20 protein-coding genes are annotated in these 19102 nt (G+C 44.4%); 16 read left to right on the forward strand and 4 right to left on the reverse strand.

Annotated features, from left to right (window positions below; translation table 11 throughout):
* The first annotated feature begins 43 nt into the window (after positions 1-43).
* The 4 genes from ABD960_RS02470 (at position 44) to ABD960_RS02485 (ending at position 4228) form a co-directional block, all read left to right on the forward strand.
* A complete protein-coding gene (locus tag ABD960_RS02470; RefSeq protein ID WP_345329296.1) occupies positions 44-913 on the forward strand; it encodes a carbon-nitrogen hydrolase in 870 nt (289 codons plus the stop codon).
* A 155-nt stretch (positions 914-1068) separates the two neighbouring features.
* Positions 1069-2115: an agmatine deiminase family protein gene (locus tag ABD960_RS02475; protein WP_345329297.1), complete on the forward strand. Its 1047-nt coding sequence runs from the start codon at positions 1069-1071 to the stop codon at positions 2113-2115.
* Between the two features lie 179 nt (positions 2116-2294).
* Positions 2295-2633 carry a hypothetical protein gene (locus ABD960_RS02480; RefSeq protein WP_345329298.1) on the forward strand — a complete coding sequence of 113 codons (339 nt, stop codon included), beginning with the start codon at positions 2295-2297 and terminating at the stop codon, positions 2631-2633.
* A gap of 59 nt (positions 2634-2692) precedes the next feature.
* Positions 2693-4228 carry a DUF4394 domain-containing protein gene (locus tag ABD960_RS02485; protein WP_345329299.1) on the forward strand — a complete coding sequence of 512 codons (1536 nt, stop codon included), beginning with the start codon at positions 2693-2695 and terminating at the stop codon, positions 4226-4228.
* A 250-nt stretch (positions 4229-4478) separates the two neighbouring features.
* Here ABD960_RS02485 and ABD960_RS02490 read toward each other — a convergent pair whose 3' ends face one another.
* Positions 4479-5960: a glycine--tRNA ligase gene (locus tag ABD960_RS02490; protein WP_345329300.1), complete on the reverse strand. Its 1482-nt coding sequence runs from the start codon at positions 5958-5960 to the stop codon at positions 4479-4481.
* A 657-nt stretch (positions 5961-6617) separates the two neighbouring features.
* On the opposite strand from ABD960_RS02490, the gene ABD960_RS02495 reads away from it, so the two are divergent.
* The 8 genes from ABD960_RS02495 (at position 6618) to ABD960_RS02530 (ending at position 14315) form a co-directional block, all read left to right on the forward strand.
* The gene (locus tag ABD960_RS02495; RefSeq protein ID WP_345329301.1) at positions 6618-7337 is read left to right on the forward strand and encodes an ATP-binding cassette domain-containing protein; all 720 of its coding nucleotides are present in this window, start codon (positions 6618-6620) and stop codon (positions 7335-7337) included.
* 210 nt (positions 7338-7547) lie between these two features.
* Positions 7548-8168 (forward strand): porin family protein, encoded by a 621-nt coding sequence (locus ABD960_RS02500; RefSeq protein WP_345329302.1) that lies wholly within the window; start codon positions 7548-7550, stop codon positions 8166-8168.
* 125 nt (positions 8169-8293) lie between these two features.
* Complete coding sequence (gene gldG / locus ABD960_RS02505) at positions 8294-10687, forward strand: gliding motility-associated ABC transporter substrate-binding protein GldG (RefSeq protein ID WP_345329303.1); 2394 nt, start codon at positions 8294-8296, stop codon at positions 10685-10687.
* A 39-nt stretch (positions 10688-10726) separates the two neighbouring features.
* Entirely contained in the window at positions 10727-11851 is a 1125-nt protein-coding gene (dnaN, locus tag ABD960_RS02510) for a DNA polymerase III subunit beta (RefSeq protein ID WP_345329304.1), read from the forward strand.
* A 70-nt stretch (positions 11852-11921) separates the two neighbouring features.
* Positions 11922-12146 carry a hypothetical protein gene (locus ABD960_RS02515; RefSeq protein WP_345329305.1) on the forward strand — a complete coding sequence of 75 codons (225 nt, stop codon included), beginning with the start codon at positions 11922-11924 and terminating at the stop codon, positions 12144-12146.
* Between the two features lie 79 nt (positions 12147-12225).
* Entirely contained in the window at positions 12226-12873 is a 648-nt protein-coding gene (locus ABD960_RS02520) for a DUF4397 domain-containing protein (RefSeq protein ID WP_345329306.1), read from the forward strand.
* A gap of 12 nt (positions 12874-12885) precedes the next feature.
* Positions 12886-13626, forward strand: a complete 741-nt coding sequence (locus ABD960_RS02525; protein ID WP_345329307.1) for a DUF4397 domain-containing protein — start codon at positions 12886-12888, stop codon at positions 13624-13626.
* Positions 13627-13664: 38 nt separating this feature from the next.
* Positions 13665-14315 carry a DedA family protein gene (locus ABD960_RS02530; protein WP_345329308.1) on the forward strand — a complete coding sequence of 217 codons (651 nt, stop codon included), beginning with the start codon at positions 13665-13667 and terminating at the stop codon, positions 14313-14315.
* Here ABD960_RS02530 and ABD960_RS02535 read toward each other — a convergent pair.
* Positions 14312-15205 (reverse strand): zinc dependent phospholipase C family protein, encoded by an 894-nt coding sequence (locus ABD960_RS02535; RefSeq protein WP_345329309.1) that lies wholly within the window; start codon positions 15203-15205, stop codon positions 14312-14314. The two genes, ABD960_RS02530 and ABD960_RS02535, sit on opposite strands and share 4 nt — an antisense overlap.
* 130 nt (positions 15206-15335) lie before the next feature.
* Here ABD960_RS02535 and rpsT point away from each other — a divergent pair, with 130 nt between their 5' ends.
* The 4 genes from rpsT to ABD960_RS02555 all read left to right on the forward strand — a co-directional run bounded on the left by rpsT (position 15336) and on the right by ABD960_RS02555 (position 17296).
* Positions 15336-15590: a 30S ribosomal protein S20 gene (gene rpsT, locus ABD960_RS02540; RefSeq protein ID WP_194103699.1), complete on the forward strand. Its 255-nt coding sequence runs from the start codon at positions 15336-15338 to the stop codon at positions 15588-15590.
* A gap of 174 nt (positions 15591-15764) precedes the next feature.
* The gene (gene radC / locus ABD960_RS02545; RefSeq protein ID WP_345329310.1) at positions 15765-16463 is read left to right on the forward strand and encodes a RadC family protein; all 699 of its coding nucleotides are present in this window, start codon (positions 15765-15767) and stop codon (positions 16461-16463) included.
* 137 nt (positions 16464-16600) lie between these two features.
* Complete coding sequence (locus ABD960_RS02550; protein ID WP_345329311.1) at positions 16601-17008, forward strand: hypothetical protein; 408 nt, start codon at positions 16601-16603, stop codon at positions 17006-17008.
* Positions 17009-17080: 72 nt separating this feature from the next.
* Complete coding sequence (locus tag ABD960_RS02555) at positions 17081-17296, forward strand: hypothetical protein (protein ID WP_345329312.1); 216 nt, start codon at positions 17081-17083, stop codon at positions 17294-17296.
* A gap of 6 nt (positions 17297-17302) precedes the next feature.
* Here ABD960_RS02555 and ABD960_RS02560 read toward each other — a convergent pair whose 3' ends face one another.
* Positions 17303-18070 (reverse strand): ComF family protein, encoded by a 768-nt coding sequence (locus tag ABD960_RS02560; RefSeq protein WP_345329313.1) that lies wholly within the window; start codon positions 18068-18070, stop codon positions 17303-17305.
* Positions 18006-19067, reverse strand: coding sequence for a dual-specificity RNA methyltransferase RlmN (gene rlmN, locus ABD960_RS02565; RefSeq protein WP_345329314.1), 1062 nt, complete (start codon positions 19065-19067; stop codon positions 18006-18008). Before rlmN ends, ABD960_RS02560 begins: the two co-directional genes overlap by 65 nt.
* Between the last annotated feature and the right edge of the window lie 35 nt (positions 19068-19102).

Genomic DNA, 19102 nt, shown 5'->3' on the forward strand with positions numbered 1-19102 from the left:
CAGGTTAACATTAAAACAGTATTTTTGCGCAAAATTTAAAGGGATGAGCAAAGTTAAAGTTGGTATTGTACAAATGAGTTGTGTTGCTGATAAGCAACAGAACCTTGATAAAGCTATCAGTAAAGTGCGCGAGGCAGCAGCCAAAGGTGCCCAGATAGTTTGTTTACAGGAGCTTTTTACATCGCTGTATTTTTGTGATGTAGAGGATTACGACAATTTTAAACTGGCCGAGGCTATTCCCGGCCCGTCAACCGAGGCCATTTCGGCTGTTGCCGCTGAGCTGAATGTGGTGGTTATCGCTTCATTGTTTGAGAAACGTGCACAAGGCGTTTACCACAACACTACAGCGGTTATTGATGCTGATGGCGCTTATTTGGGTAAATACCGCAAAATGCATATTCCTGATGATCCGGGTTTTTACGAAAAGTTCTACTTCACCCCAGGCGACCTAGGTTACAAGGTATTCAATACAAAATACGCCAAAATTGGTGTGCTGATCTGCTGGGATCAATGGTATCCGGAGGCAGCCCGTATTACCGCGTTAATGGGTGCCGAAATATTGTTCTATCCAACGGCTATTGGCTGGGCATCAGCTCAGGACGATATAACCAATACCGATCAGTACAACGCATGGCAAACTATACAGCGCTCGCATTCGGTAGCTAACGGCGTGCACGTAGTGAGTGTGAACAGGGTAGGCGAAGAAGCCGGTTTGAAATTCTGGGGCGGATCATTTGTATCAAACCCGTTTGGTGCGCTGATTTATCAGGCATCACACCATGATGAAGAGGTAACGGTGCATGAACTCGACCTTGAACAATCGGACTACTACCGCAGCCACTGGCCGTTCCTGCGCGATCGCCGCATTGAAACTTATCAGCCGATAACCAAGCGTTTAATAGACGAAGACTAATTTTGTAGTCACTATTTATAACCCATCACCTCATTGCGAGGAACGAAGCAATCTCTTTAAGCAAATCATATTGAATGTCTGAAGAGATTGCTTCGTTCCTCGCAATGACGGTTTAAATATTTTAATGAATGGCTATGAACCATGAACCGTCAACTATGAACCTACCTAACTTAAAAGCCTCCGGCTTCCACTTCCCTGCCGAATGGGCGCCGCATGTGGCTACCTGGCTGAGCTGGCCTCATAAAGAAGCATCATGGCCGGGTAAAATACAGATGATCTATCATCGCTATTGCGAGTTTATCAAGGAGATCGCAGTAGGAGAGATGGTACGTATCAATGTTGTGAATAAAGAGATGGAAGCCTTTGCGCAGCAGCAGCTTACTTTGGTGGGCGCTGATTTGAGCAAGATAGAATTCTTTGAATTTCCTACTAATGATGCGTGGTGTCGCGATCATGGTCCGGCGTTTTTGATCAATCCCGAAACCAAACAAAAGGTGGTGGTTGACTGGGGCTATAATGCCTGGGGCGATAAATATCCTCCGTACGATCTGGATGATATGATACCTACCCGCATTGCCGAATACTACAATTTGCCTGTATATCACCCCGGTATTGTAATGGAAGGTGGTTCGGTTGACTTTAACGGCAAGGGCACTGTATTGACTACCACGGCTTGCCTGTTAAATAAAAACCGTAACCCGCATTTAAACCAGCAGCAAATAGAAGGCTATCTGCAAAATTACTACGGTGTTGAGCAGGTGCTTTGGCTGGGCGATGGCATTATTGGCGATGATACAGACGGCCATATTGATGATATTACCCGTTTTGTAAATGAAGATACCGTGGTTACCGTTATTGAAGAGAACAAGAACGACGAAAACTACCATATTTTACAGGAAAACCTGCAAGCGCTTAAAACCATGCGCCTCATCAACGGCAAACAGCTGAACATTGTTGAGCTGCCCATGCCCGACCCTGTAATTTATGACGACCAGCGTTTGCCGGCATCGTACGCTAATTTTTACATAGGCAATGCCGCTGTGGTAGTGCCAACTTACCGTTGCGCTAATGACGATAAGGCATTGGATATACTGGCCCAGTGCTTCCCGGATCGTAAGGTAGTGGGTGTCGACTCTACCGACATTATCTGGGGTTTAGGAAGTTTCCATTGCCTCAGCCAGCAGGAGCCTGAAGTAATTTAATAAAATGAGGCTGTTACTCGAAACAGCCTCATTTCTAATAATTTTCTAATAAGTAAGGGCGAAAACATAAGTTTTCAAAAAATCCTTACTCTGTTTGGCTCTAATCGATTTTCTTTAAAAACTGATACTGCGCGCTGCACGTAATTGAAGCAACAATCTACCGGTTGTTAAACATTAACGTGAAAGCAGCATTAATCCATAGCAAAACATATTTGCGTATTGCCGCAAGCATACTTTTCATCCTTTTAATAGGATTTAAGGTGGTAGCGCCCGTATTTATAGCGTCTGTTTTGGCTGATAAAGAGCTGGCCTCAAATGCCGATGATGACAGCGATAAGAAATCTGAAAGCAACTCCTCACCTGAAAAGGAATTTTATCCGCCCTTGCATCAAGTCCATAATATCCACTTTTTGGATAGCTATGTTGAGCATTATACGTTTTATAAAGTTGTTTATATAGCTAAGTATTACCAAAAAATAGCCATACCCCCTCCGGATGGCATCAGCATAAACGGCTAAACTTCTTAACCGCGGCGAGGTGCCGCACTTCATCTATTTTATAATCTATCTTTCAAAAAATGAAAACATTTAACCTTTCTTTACAAAGGGCGGCCATGGTATGTGCCGCCGCACTTTTACTGATCACTTCATCGTGCTCTAAGGATAACGATATTGACGATTCTACAGAGGGTTCTATATCTGGCCCCGATATGGCGGTATACGCCTTAACACCAAACAACACACTAGTAAGTTTTAATGCAAAAAATGCATCAGCAGCCACAAAAACAACCAGTATTACCGGTCTGCAAAATAATGAAACTATTTTAGGCATCGATTTTAGGCCGGCTACCGGCGAACTTTATGGAGTTGGTAGTACCAGCCGCATTTATGTAATTAATACGCAAAGTGGTGCGGCACGTGCTATTGGTACAGCCGCATTTACACCGGGTATAAACGGTGCTGCTGTTGGGTTTGATTTTAACCCGACGGTTGACAGGATTCGCCTGGTTACTTCAAGCGGGCAAAACCTGCGCCTGCACCCTGAAACCGGCGCGGTTGCTTTTACGGATGGTACGCTTAATGGCGCAGCCAACGCAAGCGTAACCGCCGCGGCGTATACCCAAAACAAAGCAGGCGCAACCACTACCGAACTTTTTGTAATAGATGTTGCTAACGATAAATTATACAAGCAAGACCCACCAAACGACGGTAAACTGGTTGAAGTAGGCAGCCTTGGTGTAAATGTGGAGCAAGCCGGTGGTTTTGATATTAGTGCGGATGGTAAAGCTGCGTTGGCTGCTTTAACCGTAGGAGGAAAAACCAGTTTGTACAGCATTAACATAACGACAGGCAGGGCTACCAAAATTCAGAACGATTTCGCAGGAGCGGTTACCGGCCTGGCCATACCTACTGAACCGGTTGCTTATGCTGTAAGCGAGGCCAACGAGCTGGTAATATTTAACCCGATGAACCCAAGCCCGGTTGCTAAAGCCATTACAGGCATAGCTGGTGGCGAGAATATTCTGGGTATCGATTTTCGTCCGGTAAATGGACAGTTGTACGCTTTGGGTAGTTCAAACAGGTTATATACTATCAATTTATCATCCGGAGCAGCGACAGTGGTGGGCACTGCACCGTTTACTACCTTACTTTCAGGCACACAGTTCGGGTTTGATTTTAATCCTACCGTTGACCGTATCCGTGTGGTAAGCAATACCGGCCAAAATTTGAGATTACATCCCGAAACAGGTGCTGTTGCTTTTGTTGATGGTCAGTTGTCTCCGGGCAGCCCATCAGTAACAGCCGCTGCGTATACCAACAACTTTGCAGGTGCAACGTCAACCGTGCTTTTTGATATCGACACACAAAACAATACTTTATATAAACAAGATCCACCAAATAATGGTACGTTAGTTAGCGTTGGCACATTAGGCGTAACTGCAACTGCTAACAGCGGCTTTGATATAGGCAGCACCAGCGGCACCGCTTATGCATTATTAAATGTTGGCGGCACCACCAAAGTTTACAGCATTAACCTTACTACCGGCGCTGCAACAGCAGGCGCAACGCTTACGGGTAACTATAAAGCATTTAGCTTAGGTTTAGGCTTTTAGATACTAAAAATCTCATAAAGAGAAACGCCGGGTAGTAATTTACTATCCGGCGTTTCTCTTTTAATGTATCCGTCATTGCGAGGTACGAAGCAATCTCTTCAAGCCAATCACATCAGAAAGTCTAAAGAGATTGCTTCGTACCTCGCAATGACGCTTTAGTATTAAAGTCCTCCCCTTTGGGGAGGATTATTCGCATATTATTCAATTTTTGATGGTGCTCATGAGGGCTTCGCCGTTAGGAGGGGTGAGGCTACTTCAATACCGTTTTCCAGCTTACCATATCACCGATGATCTTTTCTAACTGATCGGCGGCAACGCGTTCCTGTTGCATGGTATCGCGATAGCGTATAGTTACAGTGTTGTCTTCTAATGTCTGAGGGTCAACTGTGATACAGAAAGGTGTACCAATAGCATCCTGACGGCGGTAACGTTTACCAATGGCATCCTTCTCCTCGTATTGCACGTTGAAGTTAAGCTTTAGATTATTCATAATCTCACGAGCTTTTTCCGGTAATCCATCTTTTTTCATCAACGGGAATATTGCAGCCTTAACCGGTGCCAGTACAGGTGGCAGGCGCAGTACGGTACGGCTATCCTGTTTCTCGTCGGTGCTCAGGTCTTCTTCCTCGTAGGCGTTGATCAGCGTAAGCAAAAACATCCTGTCCAAACCTATTGAGGTTTCAATAACGTAAGGTATGTAGTTGCCAAAAGGTTTGCCTGTTGCCGGGTCTATCTCCGGATCAAAATACTGCATTTTTTTGCCGGAGTACTTTTGATGTTGGCTCAGGTCAAAGTCGGTACGGCTGTGTATACCTTCTACCTCTTTAAAGCCGAAAGGGAATTCGTATTCAATATCATAAGCGGCATCAGCGTAATGAGCTAATTTGGTATGCTCATGGTAACGGTATTTTTCAGCAGGCGTACCCAGGGCAAGGTGCCATTTAAGGCGCGCTTCTTTCCATTGGTTAAACCACTCTTTTTGCGTGCCCGGGCGTACAAAGAATTGCATCTCCATCTGCTCAAACTCACGCATACGGATGATGAACTGGCGCGCGATCACCTCGTTACGGAAAGCCTTACCAATTTGCGCGATACCGAAAGGTATCTTCATCCGGCCTGATTTCTGCACGTTCAGGTAATTCACAAATATACCTTGCGCGGTTTCGGGGCGCAGATAAATCGTGTCCGACTCATCAGCGATAGCGCCAACCTGCGTGCTGAACATCAGGTTGAACTGGCGGACGTCTGTCCAGTTACGGGTGCCGCTTACCGGGCAGGCAATTTCCTGCTCAATAATCAGCTCTTTAAGGCGGGGCAGGTCTTCAGCCTTTAAGGCATCATCCATCGCAGTTTGTAAAGCAGCAGCCTTGTCGGTTTTGCCTTCATTTTCGTATTTGGCAATACGGTCTTCCAGCAACTGATCGGCACGGTAGCGTTTCTTTGAATCCTTGTTATCGATCATCGGATCGCTAAAGCCGTCAACGTGTCCGCTGGCTTTCCAGGTAGTAGGGTGCATAAATATGGCGGCATCAATGCCCACAATATTTTCGTGCATTTGCACCATAGCTTTCCACCAGTAAGTTTTAATGTTGTTTTTTAACTCCGAGCCGTTTTGCCCATAGTCATAAACGGCGCTCAGGCCATCATATATTTCGCTCGACTGGAATACGAAACCGTACTCCTTAGCATGTGATATTACGTTCTTAAAAAGTTCGTCGGTTGCTTTACTCATAACAGGGCAAAGATACAATTTAAGGTGAAAGGCAAAAGGTATGGTTTCAATAGTTTACTACCGGTCCTGAATTTCTTTTGAGCGATCAAAAGAAACAAAAATCGCCGGCTACGTCCTGCCCGGTGAAAGCTTATGCTTTGGCAAGACCTGTGATGCTCCGGGCATTCCTGATGCCGGTAGGATAGGTTATTTACGGTTTGTGCGCATAGCTATAAAACGATAATAATACAAAGAAAGCGGGCATGGCCTGGCAGAAAACCGGGCCGGGAGTATGGCCTTGTGCGGCTGAAGGTTTTTTCTGCCTTGATGTTTGGTTACTTTCGCACCAAGGGAATTAACTGGGCCCTGCGCCCAAGAGCAGGCTGGCGATGATCACGAACAAGCATTCAATTAAAAATCGCTTTACTACCTATCCTGAATTTCTTTTGAGCGATCAAAAGAAATAAAAATCGCCGGCTACGTCTTGCCCGGTGAAAGTGTGTGCTTGGGCAAGACTTCTGCTACTCCGGGCATTACTGATGCCGGAAATTTAGGTGATTAACGGATTGTGCTTTTTAATTCCCTCTGCTTTGGAAAAAGGATCGGTGTGATGTTCGCTTTTAAGCTTTAACCTTTCTCCTTTAACCTTTCCCCTTAACTCGTATCTTTACCGCCATCATGAGTATACGGGTATCAGCACTTACCAAAGTTTACGGCGGCCAAAAGGCGGTTGACGGCATTTCGTTTTCGGCGGATAAGGGCGTACTGGGTTTTTTAGGCCCTAACGGCGCGGGCAAATCAACCACCATGAAGATACTTACCGGCTTTATACCGCAAACGTCAGGCACGGCCGAGGTTTGTGGGTTTGATGTAGCCAAACAATCGCTTGAAGTTAGGCGGCACATCGGCTACCTGCCAGAAAATAACCCGCTGTATCTGGACATGTATGTCAAGGAGTCGTTGGGTTTTATAGCTGGCATCCATAAAATAGCGTCACCGCAAAAACGGATTGATGAGGTAATTGAGCAAACCGGATTACGTGTTGAGCGACATAAAAAGATAGGGCAACTATCCAAAGGTTACCGCCAGCGTGTGGGCTTGGCGCAAGCTATACTGCATAACCCCGATGTGCTGATCCTGGACGAGCCTACAACCGGCCTTGACCCTAACCAGCTTATCGGCATCAGGCAGTTAATTACTGAACTGGGTAAAAGCAAAACCATCATCCTGTCAACCCATATCATGCAGGAGGTTGAGGCGGTTTGCAATAAGGTAATCATTATCAATAAAGGTAAAATAGTTGCTGATGATAATCTGCAAGCGTTAAAACAAAAAAACGGTACTTCTTCGCTCGAAGATGTATTTATTAAACTAACTAATGAAAATTTTTATAGCTGATTTTTAACGAGTTGTATTTTAATTGTAAACTTGGATGTAACCTTTTGCCCGGAGCAATGTCTATGTTGCTGAGTTAAAAATAATGGTTATTATAAAGTATCAGTGTGCCGGCCGGGGTTGCTTATTAAGAAAATCAGCAGACTTGATATTCAAAAATAATCCTACTTTTGACTCCGAAAAACAACTTAAATTTTACAACATTCAACTGCAATGAAAAAAACATTACTTGCGTTAGTAGTACTAACAGGAGCTGCATTCAGCTCATTCGCGCAAACCAGCAAACCTGTATCATTTGGTATTAAAGGTGGTTTAAACCTGGCAAAACTTTCAGCTTCAGGTGGTGAAGAAACTATCTCAAGCGGTACGTTAACCTCTTTCCATGCAGGTTTATTTGCTGATGTTGCCGTATCAGAAACATTCTCGGTTCAACCTGCTTTGTTATTCACTCAATTAGGTTCAAAAGAAACCGAAGGTGATGCATCTTACAAAACAACATTAAATTATTTACAATTACCCGTAAACGCGATCTATAGTGCTCCTACAGGTACCGGTAAATTTTTCATAGGTGCAGGTCCTTTTCTTGGCTACGGTTTATCTGGTAAAACTAAATTAAGCGGTGCCGGTGAAGCTAATATGAGCGAAGATATTGAGTTTGGCGATGGTGGCCTTAAAAGGCTCAACGTTGGTGTAGGTGCTTTGGCAGGTTACAAACTTGACGAAGGTTTATTATTAAATGTTGGGTATGATTTAGGTTTGAGCAGCATTATTGATGGAGATGCTGGTTCAATAAAAACCCGTGCTTTTACTATATCAGTTGGTTACGCCTTCTAAGCAAAGCACTACTTCTATAGCATAAAAAGCTCCGCAGATAATTCTGCGGAGCTTTTTTGTTTGGCTTTTATCTAATCGGCATTAAAATAAATTAATTGTAATTTCGGCCATTAAGCAATTACAGCGTGTACCCGGTTTTTAAAAAAGAAATATCCGCCTATTTAAGTTCACTCGTAGCCTACATCACCATCGGCGTTTTTTTGCTGGTGATGGGCTTGTTTTTATGGGTATTCCCTGATTCGAGCATCCTGGAGTACGGCTATGCCAGTTTAGAAAGCCTTTTTAATATCGCGCCCTTTCTGTTCATGTTCCTGATCCCGGCCATCACCATGCGTTCGCTGGCTGAGGAGCGCCGCGAAGGAACTTTTGAGCTGTTGCTCACCCGTCCGCTAACCCATCTGCAAATAGTACTGGGCAAGTATCTGGCCTGTTTGCTGCTGGTGCTGTTCGCCTTGTTGCCCACGCTGGTTTATTATTATTCGGTATATGCACTTGGCGCTACCGAAGGTAATATTGATACCGGTGCCGTTATCGGCTCTTACATCGGCTTGTTTTTATTAGGTGGGGTGTTTGTTGCTATCGGCCTGTTCGCCTCATCTATCAGCAAAAACCAGATAATTGCCTTTACCATAGCCGTTTTTTTGAGCTATTTCTTTTTTTCCGGATTTGATTCTTTGAGCCGGCTGCTATCCCTGCAAAATGCAGATATACAAAGCCTGGGTATTTTAGAGCATTATGAGTCGGTTAGCCGGGGCGTGTTAGATACGCGCGACCTGGCGTACTTTATAATTTTAGCTGCTTTATTTACTGCGCTTACTGTTTTTGTACTTGCCCGGCACCAGCAAAAGGCTTTGACAGGTAAAACGGTGGTATTTGTTTTAGTTGAATTGCTTGCTATCGGCATACTATCAAACGTAGCCTTTACACGTTTTGATTTTACTAAGGAGAAGCGTTTCACCCTGTCGCCGGTTAGCGAGAATTTGATGGATAGCCTGGCTACGCCGGTTAAGGTCATCGTATTTTTAGAGGGCGATAACTTTCCGGGCGGGTTTAAGCGTTTGCAACGCGCTACCCGCGATATGCTGAGCGACCTGCAATCCTATAGCCACGGCAAACTGGAATTTGATTTTGTTGATCCTTTAGCGGGGTTAAGTACCGAAGAGCAAAACACGGCGATCACCGGTTTTCAGGATAGGGGCATTGAGCCAACAAACCTGAGCGTAAAAACGGATGATGGCCTGTCGCAAAAAATGATATTCCCGGCGGCAATGGTGTCAGCAGGTGGAAAGGAAATACCCGTTAAGCTACTGCAAACACGCATCGGCCTCTCGCCGGATGAAGTGTTAAACAATTCTATTCAGAATTTGGAGTACGCCTTTACCTCGGCCATAAAAAAAGCAACCAGCGGCGGCAAACCGCGCGTTGGTTTTACCGAGGGGCACAACGAATTAAATAACATTCAGCTGAATGATGCGCTGCGGTCTTTATCTGACGGATTTTTGGTAGGCAGGGTTGATTTGAAAAGCATCCCGTTTGACAGCCTGAAGAAGCTAAGCCTGCTGGTTATACCAAAACCTGATGCGCCATTTACCGAAGCCGAAAAATTTAAGCTCGACCAGTACATTATGGATGGCGGGCGTGTGCTATGGGCGATAGACCAGGTAAGCGCCGAACTGGACAGCCTGCGTGGCAAGGGCGGCGAGCAACTGGCTTTCCCTAAAAAGCTGAACCTGGACGATCAGCTATTCCGCTACGGCATCCGCATCAATGCCGACCTGGTGGCCGATATGAGCTGCTCGCAAATACCCGTAGCGGCAGGCAATGTAGGCGGACAGGCGCAGATACAATTGGCCCCATGGCTGTTTTACCCGGTGTTCATCCCGCAATCAAAGCATCCGGTGGTAAAAAATGTGGACGGCATCAGTGGTCAGTTTGCCAATAGCATTGATACTGTCGCGGTAAAAAATATAAACAAAACCATACTGCTTACCACATCACCATACGCCAAAAAACTTACTACGCCGCACATGCTATCGTTGCAGGCACTGGAGCAGGAGCCCGACCCTAAGGAGTTCTACAGCGAACCAAAAATTACCGGTTTGCTGTTGGAAGGCAGGTTTGCTTCAAGCTTTCGTAACCGGCCGGTGCCTGATGGGGCGGAACATTTTGCCGTGCTGCCTGAAAGCAAACCCACCAAAATGATGTTATTTAGCGATGGCGATCTGTTTAAGAACCAGGTGGCTACTGACGGCTCGCCGTATCCGTTGGGGTATGACCATTATACCCGTCAAACCTACGGCAACAAAAACCTGCTGCTAAACGCGGTTGACTACCTGACGGACGACTCTGGCCTTATAGAACTGCGTGGTAAGGAGATACAGCTGCGCCTGCTAAACCGTGCGCTGGTACGGGGAAAAAAAACGTACTGGCAGGTGATAAATATGGGCATCCCGTTGTTAATAGTGTTAATATGTGCTATTTTTCAACATTATGTTCGCAGAGTGAAGTATGCGCGCTAAATTTTATACTTTTGATTGACTAAGATTTAAGTAAAATATATGCGATTTATCGTTTCTACATCAACATTGCTAAAGCAGCTACAGGCTGTTAGCGGTGCTTTGAGCAATAGCACGGTTTTGCCCATTCTGGAGAACTTTTTGTTCGAGATAAAGGATGGTAATTTAACCATATCGGCAACCGACCTGCAAACCAGCATGACTACGTCGCTGGCGGTTGAAGCCAAAGAGAATGGCCGTATTGCCATCCCTTCGCGTATATTGCTCGATACCCTGAAATCATTGCCTGAGCAACCTGTAGCCTTCTCGGTTGATGATACCACATTTGCGATTGAAATAAGTGCAGGCGACGGTAAATATAAACTGAGCGGCGAAAACGGCGAGGACTTCCCGAAGATTCCGGTTGTTGAAAATGCGTCATCAGTTAACCTGCCTGCATCGGTACTGGCCGAAGCCATCAACAAAACCATATTCGCGGTAAGTAATGATGAGTTGCGCCCGGCCATGACAGGCGTATTTTGCCAGTTATCGCCGCAGCACCTCACCTTTGTAGCTACTGATGCACATAAGCTGGTACGCTACCGTCGTAAGGACGCTCATGCAGCCAGCGCGACATCGTTCATCCTGCCTAAAAAGGCGTTAACGTTGTTGAAGTCTGCTTTGCCTGCTGAAGATATCAACGTATCGGTTGAATATAACAACACCAGTGCCTTTTTTAAATTCGGCAGCATTAACCTGGTTTGCCGTTTAATTGATGAGCGTTATCCTGATTACGAAGCGGTAATACCGTTAAATAATCCAAATAAATTGAATATTGACCGTTTGGCATTCTTGGGCTCACTTAACCGTGTGGCTATCTATGCCAACAAAACCACCCACCAGGTAAGGCTGAAGATCAACGGTAGTGAGTTGCACATCTCGTCAGAAGATATTGATTTTGCCAACGAGGCACACGAGCGTTTAAGCTGCCAGTACGAGGGTGAGGATATTGAAATAGGTTTTAACGCACGCTTTTTAATTGAGATGCTTAAAAACCTGAGCAGCGAAGAGGTTGTGCTTGAAATGTCGACCCCTAACCGCGCCGGATTATTGTTACCACAAGGCGGAGATGAGAATGAAGATGTGCTGATGCTGGTAATGCCGGTTATGCTTAACAGTTACGCTTAAGTTGTAAACTTAAATTATAATCCAACTAAAAGCCGGGCACTTGTGACCGGCTTTTTTTAAATACCAGGCCATGCGCAAAACATCTGGCGTTATTTTGATTGTATTAAGCTGTTTAATATTTGTATTCGCTATCGCGGATAGGATATCCTATCAAAAATTTAGCGGCGAATTGGGCAGTGGTGTAACAATGGGTTTCATGATGGATTTGAAAGGATTGTTATTATTTGCTGTAATGTTAATATTGGCAGTGTTCCTGTTTATGAGGGGTAAAAAATTGCTTTCCGATCCTCGTTAAATTTCTCCGAATAAGCAATCACAATCTTTTTGCCAACACATATAACAAACATCACAAACATCAGTTATATATTAGCGCCATGAAATTGAGGGTTTCTGTAATTGTTTTAGCTGTTGCTGCTTTGCTGGCCTCGTGCCAAAAGGACGATGTTGCGCCTTCGGTGCCGCCATCAGCCGCTATTAATGTTGTAAACGTTAGCGCGGGCGCTTTTAACTTTTTTATGAACGGTACACGGCTCAACAATACCTCAACCATTTACCCCGACGGCATATCCGGTTATTTAGAGGTTTATTCGGGGCAACAGAATTATCAGTTTAAAAATGACAGGTCGCCTGACGTTGCTTTCACCCTGCCGCTCTCGCTCGACTCTGCCGCGAGCTACACGATCTTTGCCGCCGCGCTTGATACCGCTAACATCATCCTGGTTAATGATGATATAAATATTGAACCTGACACTGCAGTATTTATACGTTTCGTAAATGCATCACCCAAAGTGAATAACATTACCGTATTACTAAATGATACCGCCAGGGTTACTAATGCTGCTTATCGCTCGGTATCTGATTTAATCAGAGTACAGCCCGGAATAAAGAAGTTATCCATAGCCAACACTAACATTAGTGATAGTGTTACGTTTACGCGCGGTAACGCGTATACCATATACAGCAAAGGCGACCCGGCTATAACGGGCGACGGTGGTTTTGGCCTGAGGATTATTCAGAATTAATCGGCAGTAGCAATGAACAACAATAAAAGTAATTTTTTATCAACCCTTACGCTGCTTATAGCGGGTATTATGCTCTTTTCGGCAATCTCATCCTGCTCAAAAAATGGCAATATCAACCCATCCGAAGCTAAGATTGAATACCAGGTAATTAACCTGAGTTACGATGCGCTGCCGGTTTATTTATATGTTAACCTGTTGCGTCAGAATGGTAATAACACTTACAGGTACCCAACGCCATCTGGGTATTTTGGGCTGAATACCATTGATACTCCCTTTCAAATACGTTCGGCATCTACAGGTAATGTAGTTAACTTACTTAAAATAGATAGTACCAACCTTAAACGTGAAACTAAGTATTCGCTATTTATAACCGGGTCGCGTGCGCAAAATACCCTGGGCTATTTGTTTACGGTTGATACCAGCACCACACCTCGCGTTGGCCGTGGTAAAATACGCTTTGTAAACGCGGCACCCGAAGTAACCGGCGCCAGCCAGGGGCTGATACTAACAGCAAATGAAACAGTTGCCTTTCCCCAGCAAAAATTTAACTCTGTAAGTCAATTCATAGAACTACCGGCAGGTATTTATGATTTTAAGATAAAGCCATTTGGCGCTGCCGACCGCACGCTTGAAGAAATAGAGAACACAACCATACAGGATGGCAGGCTGTACACTATATATGCCTACGGCCGTGCATTTGTTGCCGCCAGCGATTCAACCGCTTTTGGCGCAGGTATTTTAACCAACAGATAGTCGATTTTATTTATATTTTTACGGCAAAATTTACCGCTGTGGAAGTAATAAAAAGCATAATTGATTTTATACTGCATATTGATAAGCACCTTGCCCAAATAACGCATGATTACCAGGGCTGGACTTACCTGATACTCTTCCTGATCATTTTTGCCGAAACCGGTTTTGTTGTAACACCATTTTTGCCCGGCGACTCTTTACTGTTTGCAGCAGGCGCCTTAATAGCCGGCGAACAAACGGGTTTAAATATTTATATTTTAGCCTTACTGCTCATTGTTGCCGCGTTTGTGGGTAACACGGTAAATTATATGCTGGGTAATTATTTAGGCCCCAAGGTATTTAAGGAAAATAATAAGATTCTTAAGCTCGATTACTACCTGCAAACCAAAGCCTTTTTTGATAAGCACGGCGGTAAGGCGGTTATTTTCAGCAGGTTTTTGCCTATTATACGCACTATTGCACCCTTTGTGGCGGGCGTTGGCAGCATGCCTTTTGGCCGTTACAGTTTGTATAACATCACCGGTGGTTTTGCCTGGGTAGTCAGCTTTTTATTCCTCGGTTTCTTTTTTGGTAATATACCTGTGGTGAAAGAGAATTTTACGTTGGTAGTATTCGCTATCATACTGTTCTCAATCATCCCGCCAATTTGGGCGGCCATTAAAAGCAGGTCGAGCAAAAAGAGTGTCTAATTTTTAGTTGCTGAGGTCTTAATCAACTTATTCAAATCAGGCTGCCCGGCATCCACCCAGGCGGAAAACCAGTAGCTGGCAGCCTCATACATGGCCGACCGCATTTGCCGCTCAACCATGCCTTTTAAAAGGGAATGATAGGCTCGGCAATATTCGGGCGAGTATACCTTTACTTTTCGTTGCCCGCGTTTCTCCATCGTGTACTTTTTATCAGCAGGGAAACGTTTATTGAGCAAACGCTCTAACCGCAACACACTATCGGCTTTACCGAATGAGCGCTGGCAAATAACAAACGCCTGTGTAAGCGGGTTGTTGATGTACTTAGCCTTTTTGATAGGGTAGCGGTATCTATCAGCAAAAAGTTCAGGCAGGCGGCTCTCCCAGAGCCCGTGTATCCCATCCTGCCCGGTAAGTTGGCCGTCATGATTAAGTACTGTATGCAACGGCACGTGCGCATCGGCTACGTAGTGCGCCAGGTCGGCCGAGTTGCGCAGGATAGATGTGGTATCATGCTCCTTAAAGGCCTTAACCAGCCAGTAGTAGCGTTGCTGTATGGTCCAGGGCAGGGTGCCGTGTTTGAGCATGGTATCACGGGTATAACGTTTATTAAAATCCTTCCACTTACGTGGGATAGTTTTAAACGGCGCTTTTCCGTAACGGTCGGCATTAAAAAAATGGCGCGGTATTTCGGCGGAGTCAACATACCGTCGTTTATCGGCCGTTATGGCATGCTCGGTAATAAAATCAATATTAGCTTTGTAAAATGCAAACATGCCTTTTGGTAAGGCATACACCGCCATCCGGTTGATGCGATGATGGGCGTTATAGCCCCATGACGATAGTATAAACAGGCTTAGAAGGGCAACCGCGCTTAGCGTCGCTTTTTTCATACCCAAATATGCTGATTAACTTTAACATGCAATGTAAAATGATTTTTAAAAAGGCTTTGTATAATTCAAAAAGTGATTGTATATTTGCACTCTTAAAATTTAGAAAATACAGGATAACAAGCTATAAAAGATGGCAAATCATAAATCATCATTAAAAAGAATCAGAGCAAATGCTGCGAAGCGTCTGCGTAACAGGTATCAGGCAAAAACCACCCGTAATGCAATTAAAAAATTAAGAGGTGCAACTACTAAAGCTGAAGGAACAGAACTTTTAGGTAAAGTAATTTCTATGCTTGACCGTTTAGCTAAAAAGAACGTTATTCACAAAAACAAAGCATCAAACAATAAATCAAAGCTTACTAAATTCGTTAACGGTTTAGCATAAGTTTTACTTATTAAACAATACTGAAAAGGGGTAGTGCATTGCATTACCCCTTTTTTCGTTGATCGGGATTTCCAGGTTTAATGAATTAAAAGAATATGCTTATTCATTAATTTAAAAAATTCAGTTCAGACGATAATTCAGGTTCAGGCAAAATTCCATAAATTCGGATCATTTATGAGCGACTACCAAAACCATATCAGTATCAAGGCCTGGGCCGAGGAAGACCGCCCGCGCGAAAAGCTGAGCGGACAGGGCCGCCGGTCGCTTACCGACGCCGAGCTGATTGCCATTTTGATAGGTTCGGGTAGCCGCGATGAATCCGCCGTGGAGCTGAGCAAGCGCATACTTCACCATTACGAAAATGACCTGAACAAATTGGGCAAAGCATCCATAACCGAATTGTGCCGGTTTAAGGGCGTAGGGGAGGCCAAGGCGATCTCCATTATAGCCGCCCTTGAGATTGGCCGCCGCCGTAACGAAACCGAGAGTAAACCGCCCGAAGAGGTAAAAGGGAGTAACGACGTATTTAAATTGATGCGTCGCCACCTGATGGATCTTAACCACGAGGAATTTTGGATAGTGTTGCTCAGCCGCTCATCAAAGGTATTATCAAAGGAGCTGGTGAGCCGGGGCGGTATATCGGGCACGGTAGCCGACCCGAAAATCATCTTTTACATGGCTTTGCAGCAGCAGGCCAGCGCTATTATCCTGATACATAATCATCCATCAGGCAACCTAAAGCCCAGTCAGCTGGATATCGAGCTTACCAAAAAGGTAGCTAATGCCGGCAAGATGCTTGATATTAATGTGCTCGATCATTTGATTATTACAGATAAAGGCTTTTTCAGCTTTGCTGACGAAGGGCTGTTGTAGAATATATTATGGGTTTTGGCTTCAACCTGGGATTAATACTCATTGGAATTCCGCTGTTGATAATATTTAGCTTAATGTGGCTTTTTACAAAGAAGCCATTGTTTGGTAAGTTGTCAGCAATCGTAATAATTGGGGTTATGTTAGCTGTTGTAGCCGGGTTAGTAACAGAAAGACTTACCGCAAAAGTAAAGTTAACGCGTAATGATTATTATGGCGAATACGTAATTGGCCGTGCTTTTTTTCCGGGAATATGGGCTGATTGGCAATACAATAGTTTCCGCTTCGAAATTAAAAAGAACGATTCTGTTTATTTTTTTGTGACAGATAAGGAGCGGTTAATTAAAACCTACAAAGGCAAAATCTCAACAGTAAATCCTTATGGTTCTGAGCGGCTTATAATTCAGATGGATAAGCCGGGGCATCATGTGTTAAATGCCAATCCAACGGTTTATCGTAGCCGGACAGGGTTTTACCTGGTTTTTAATTCGCCACGATATAAAAACATGTTTTTTATCAAAGCAAAATGGAAGCGTTTGCCCGATTGACATCAGCTTTACGCACTTTGTCAAAACATCAAAGTAGTAACGTGGTTATATTTAAACACTAAATTAGAAATCATGATAGAGCCAGAAGATCAATTACAGCAAGACGACCAGTTAAGCCAGAACGACGAGCAATCAAGCCAGCAGGATATACACTCAAACGGTTTTGACGATACCGTTGAGGATTTTGGCGAAATTGATGAAACCAGCAATGCACGCCAAGCCTATGACGCTTCAGAAAGCTCATATACGCTTGATTTTGGCGACGATACAGATCAGGACGAAGATTAATCAGCTTTACTCAGCGTAAGCTATAGTGGCAATGCTTAGCTTAAGGCCGGGTATCTTAAGTAATTCTATACCGCAGGCTTCGAGCGTGGAGCCTGTGGTTACAATATCGTCAACAAGTAATACATGCTTGCCGGTTAACCTGTCCGCATTGGCCACAGTGAATACCTGCTGCATGTTTTCAAACCTCGCGAACCGCGATTTACGTGTTTGCGTTTCTGTAGCTACAACACGTATAAGGTTATTGATTTCGACTGACGTGTTCAACCTTTGCGCTAAGCCATCGGCAAACAGTTCGCTCTGATTATAACCCCGTTTGCGCAGCTTGCTTTTATGCAGCGGCACCGGGATGATGTAATCGATCTTATCAGCTTCATTAACAACGTTTAACTGTTCACCTGCTATATCGCCTAATGTTACACCGATCTGTTTTTCGCCATCGTACTTAAAGCGGTGTACCATGTTTTGTACCTTACCGCCTTTGGTAAAATAAAGCAGCGCATACGCATTTTCAACTTTAAGCTTACCCCAAAATTGGCGTGCAACAATATTCTCCTTTTGCTGATGAAAGTTGGTGTAGGGTAAATCAAAACGGCAAACGGTACAAATAACCTGTTCGCCTTTTACAAGCCGGGTATTACAGGCCGCGCACAGTTCCGGAAAGATCAGCGAAATCAGATCGGCCAAATAAGTATTACGCAGCCACATGTATTTATACGGCTTTTTCCTTTTCCTTAATGGCCAGCTGTCCGCAGGCAGCGTCAATATCTTTGCCACGGCTGCGGCGCAGGTTGGTGATGATGCCTTGCTTTCGCAGATAAGCCGCGAAGGCCTCAACCTTATCTTCGCCGGCATTTATATAGCTGGCAAAAGCGATAGGGTTATACTCAATGATGTTAACCTTGCAGGGCAGGTGCTTGCAAAAGCGTGCCAGTTCCATCGCATCCTGAATGTTATCATTCACGCCGTCAAAAATAATATACTCGTAAGTTACCGGGTTTTTGGTTTTGGCGTAGTAGTATTTAAGCGCGTCGGCCAGTGCCTTAAGCGAGTTTTGCTCGTTAATAGGCATTATGGTATTGCGTTTTTCGTCATTAGCGGCATGCAGCGAAAGCGCCAGGTTAAATTTCACTTGGTCGTCGCCCAGTTTCCTGATCATTTTAGCGATACCCGCTGTTGACACCGTGATGCGCTTCGCGGCCATGTTCAGTCCATCTTCAGATGTTATCTTCTCTATGGATTTCATCATATTAGCGTAATTAAGCAGCGGCTCGCCCATGCCCATGTAAACAATGTTACTAAGCGGCTGATTATAATTTTCACGGGCTTGTTTATCAATCAGCACTACCTGATCGTAAATTTCGTCGGGGTTAAGGTTACGCTTGCGCTCCATATAACCGGTAGCGCAAAACTTGCAGGTAAGGCTGCAGCCTACTTGCGATGATACACAGGCCGTCATACGCTCAGGTGTGGGTATTAATACACCCTCAATTAAGTGGTTATCGTGTAAAATAAAAGAATTTTTTATAGTTTTATCACCACTAAGTTGTGAAGTATGAATTTTAACATTATTGATAGTGAAATTCTGCTCAAGCTTGGTACGTAGTTCTTTTGATATATTGCTCATTTCGTCAAATGAAACGCATGATTTTTTCCAGAGCCACTCATAAACTTGTTTGGCCCTGAAACCCTTTTCGCCCAAAAGAACAAATTGTTCCTGTAAAGCGTTAAGCGTCAAGCTTCGGATATCTGTTTTTGCAGTTGCGGTATTCACGGCACAAAAGTACTTAAATTTAAAAGTTATTGTGT

Origin of the sequence: Mucilaginibacter defluvii (assembly GCF_039543225.1) — a bacterium.
In the GTDB taxonomy this organism is placed as follows: Bacteria; Bacteroidota; Bacteroidia; order Sphingobacteriales; family Sphingobacteriaceae; genus Mucilaginibacter; species Mucilaginibacter defluvii.

Excerpts from the sequence above, each read along its gene's own strand:
- ABD960_RS02475 (WP_345329297.1), top strand. The coding sequence starts at position 1,069 with ATGAACCTACCTAACTTAAAAGCCTCCGGCTTCCACTTCCCTGCCGAA.
- ABD960_RS02500 (WP_345329302.1), top strand. The coding sequence starts at position 7,548 with ATGAAAAAAACATTACTTGCGTTAGTAGTACTAACAGGAGCTGCATTC.
- ABD960_RS02535 (WP_345329309.1), bottom strand. The coding sequence starts at position 15,205 with ATGAAAAAAGCGACGCTAAGCGCGGTTGCCCTTCTAAGCCTGTTTATA.
- ABD960_RS02490 (WP_345329300.1), bottom strand. The coding sequence starts at position 5,960 with ATGAGTAAAGCAACCGACGAACTTTTTAAGAACGTAATATCACATGCT.
- ABD960_RS02555 (WP_345329312.1), top strand. The coding sequence starts at position 17,081 with ATGATAGAGCCAGAAGATCAATTACAGCAAGACGACCAGTTAAGCCAG.
- dnaN (WP_345329304.1), top strand. The coding sequence starts at position 10,727 with ATGCGATTTATCGTTTCTACATCAACATTGCTAAAGCAGCTACAGGCT.
- radC (WP_345329310.1), top strand. The coding sequence starts at position 15,765 with ATGAGCGACTACCAAAACCATATCAGTATCAAGGCCTGGGCCGAGGAA.
- ABD960_RS02515 (WP_345329305.1), top strand. The coding sequence starts at position 11,922 with ATGCGCAAAACATCTGGCGTTATTTTGATTGTATTAAGCTGTTTAATA.
- ABD960_RS02550 (WP_345329311.1), top strand. The coding sequence starts at position 16,601 with ATGTTAGCTGTTGTAGCCGGGTTAGTAACAGAAAGACTTACCGCAAAA.
- ABD960_RS02485 (WP_345329299.1), top strand. The coding sequence starts at position 2,693 with ATGAAAACATTTAACCTTTCTTTACAAAGGGCGGCCATGGTATGTGCC.
- ABD960_RS02470 (WP_345329296.1), top strand. The coding sequence starts at position 44 with ATGAGCAAAGTTAAAGTTGGTATTGTACAAATGAGTTGTGTTGCTGAT.
- rpsT (WP_194103699.1), top strand. The coding sequence starts at position 15,336 with ATGGCAAATCATAAATCATCATTAAAAAGAATCAGAGCAAATGCTGCG.
- ABD960_RS02525 (WP_345329307.1), top strand. The coding sequence starts at position 12,886 with ATGAACAACAATAAAAGTAATTTTTTATCAACCCTTACGCTGCTTATA.
- ABD960_RS02520 (WP_345329306.1), top strand. The coding sequence starts at position 12,226 with ATGAAATTGAGGGTTTCTGTAATTGTTTTAGCTGTTGCTGCTTTGCTG.
- ABD960_RS02495 (WP_345329301.1), top strand. The coding sequence starts at position 6,618 with ATGAGTATACGGGTATCAGCACTTACCAAAGTTTACGGCGGCCAAAAG.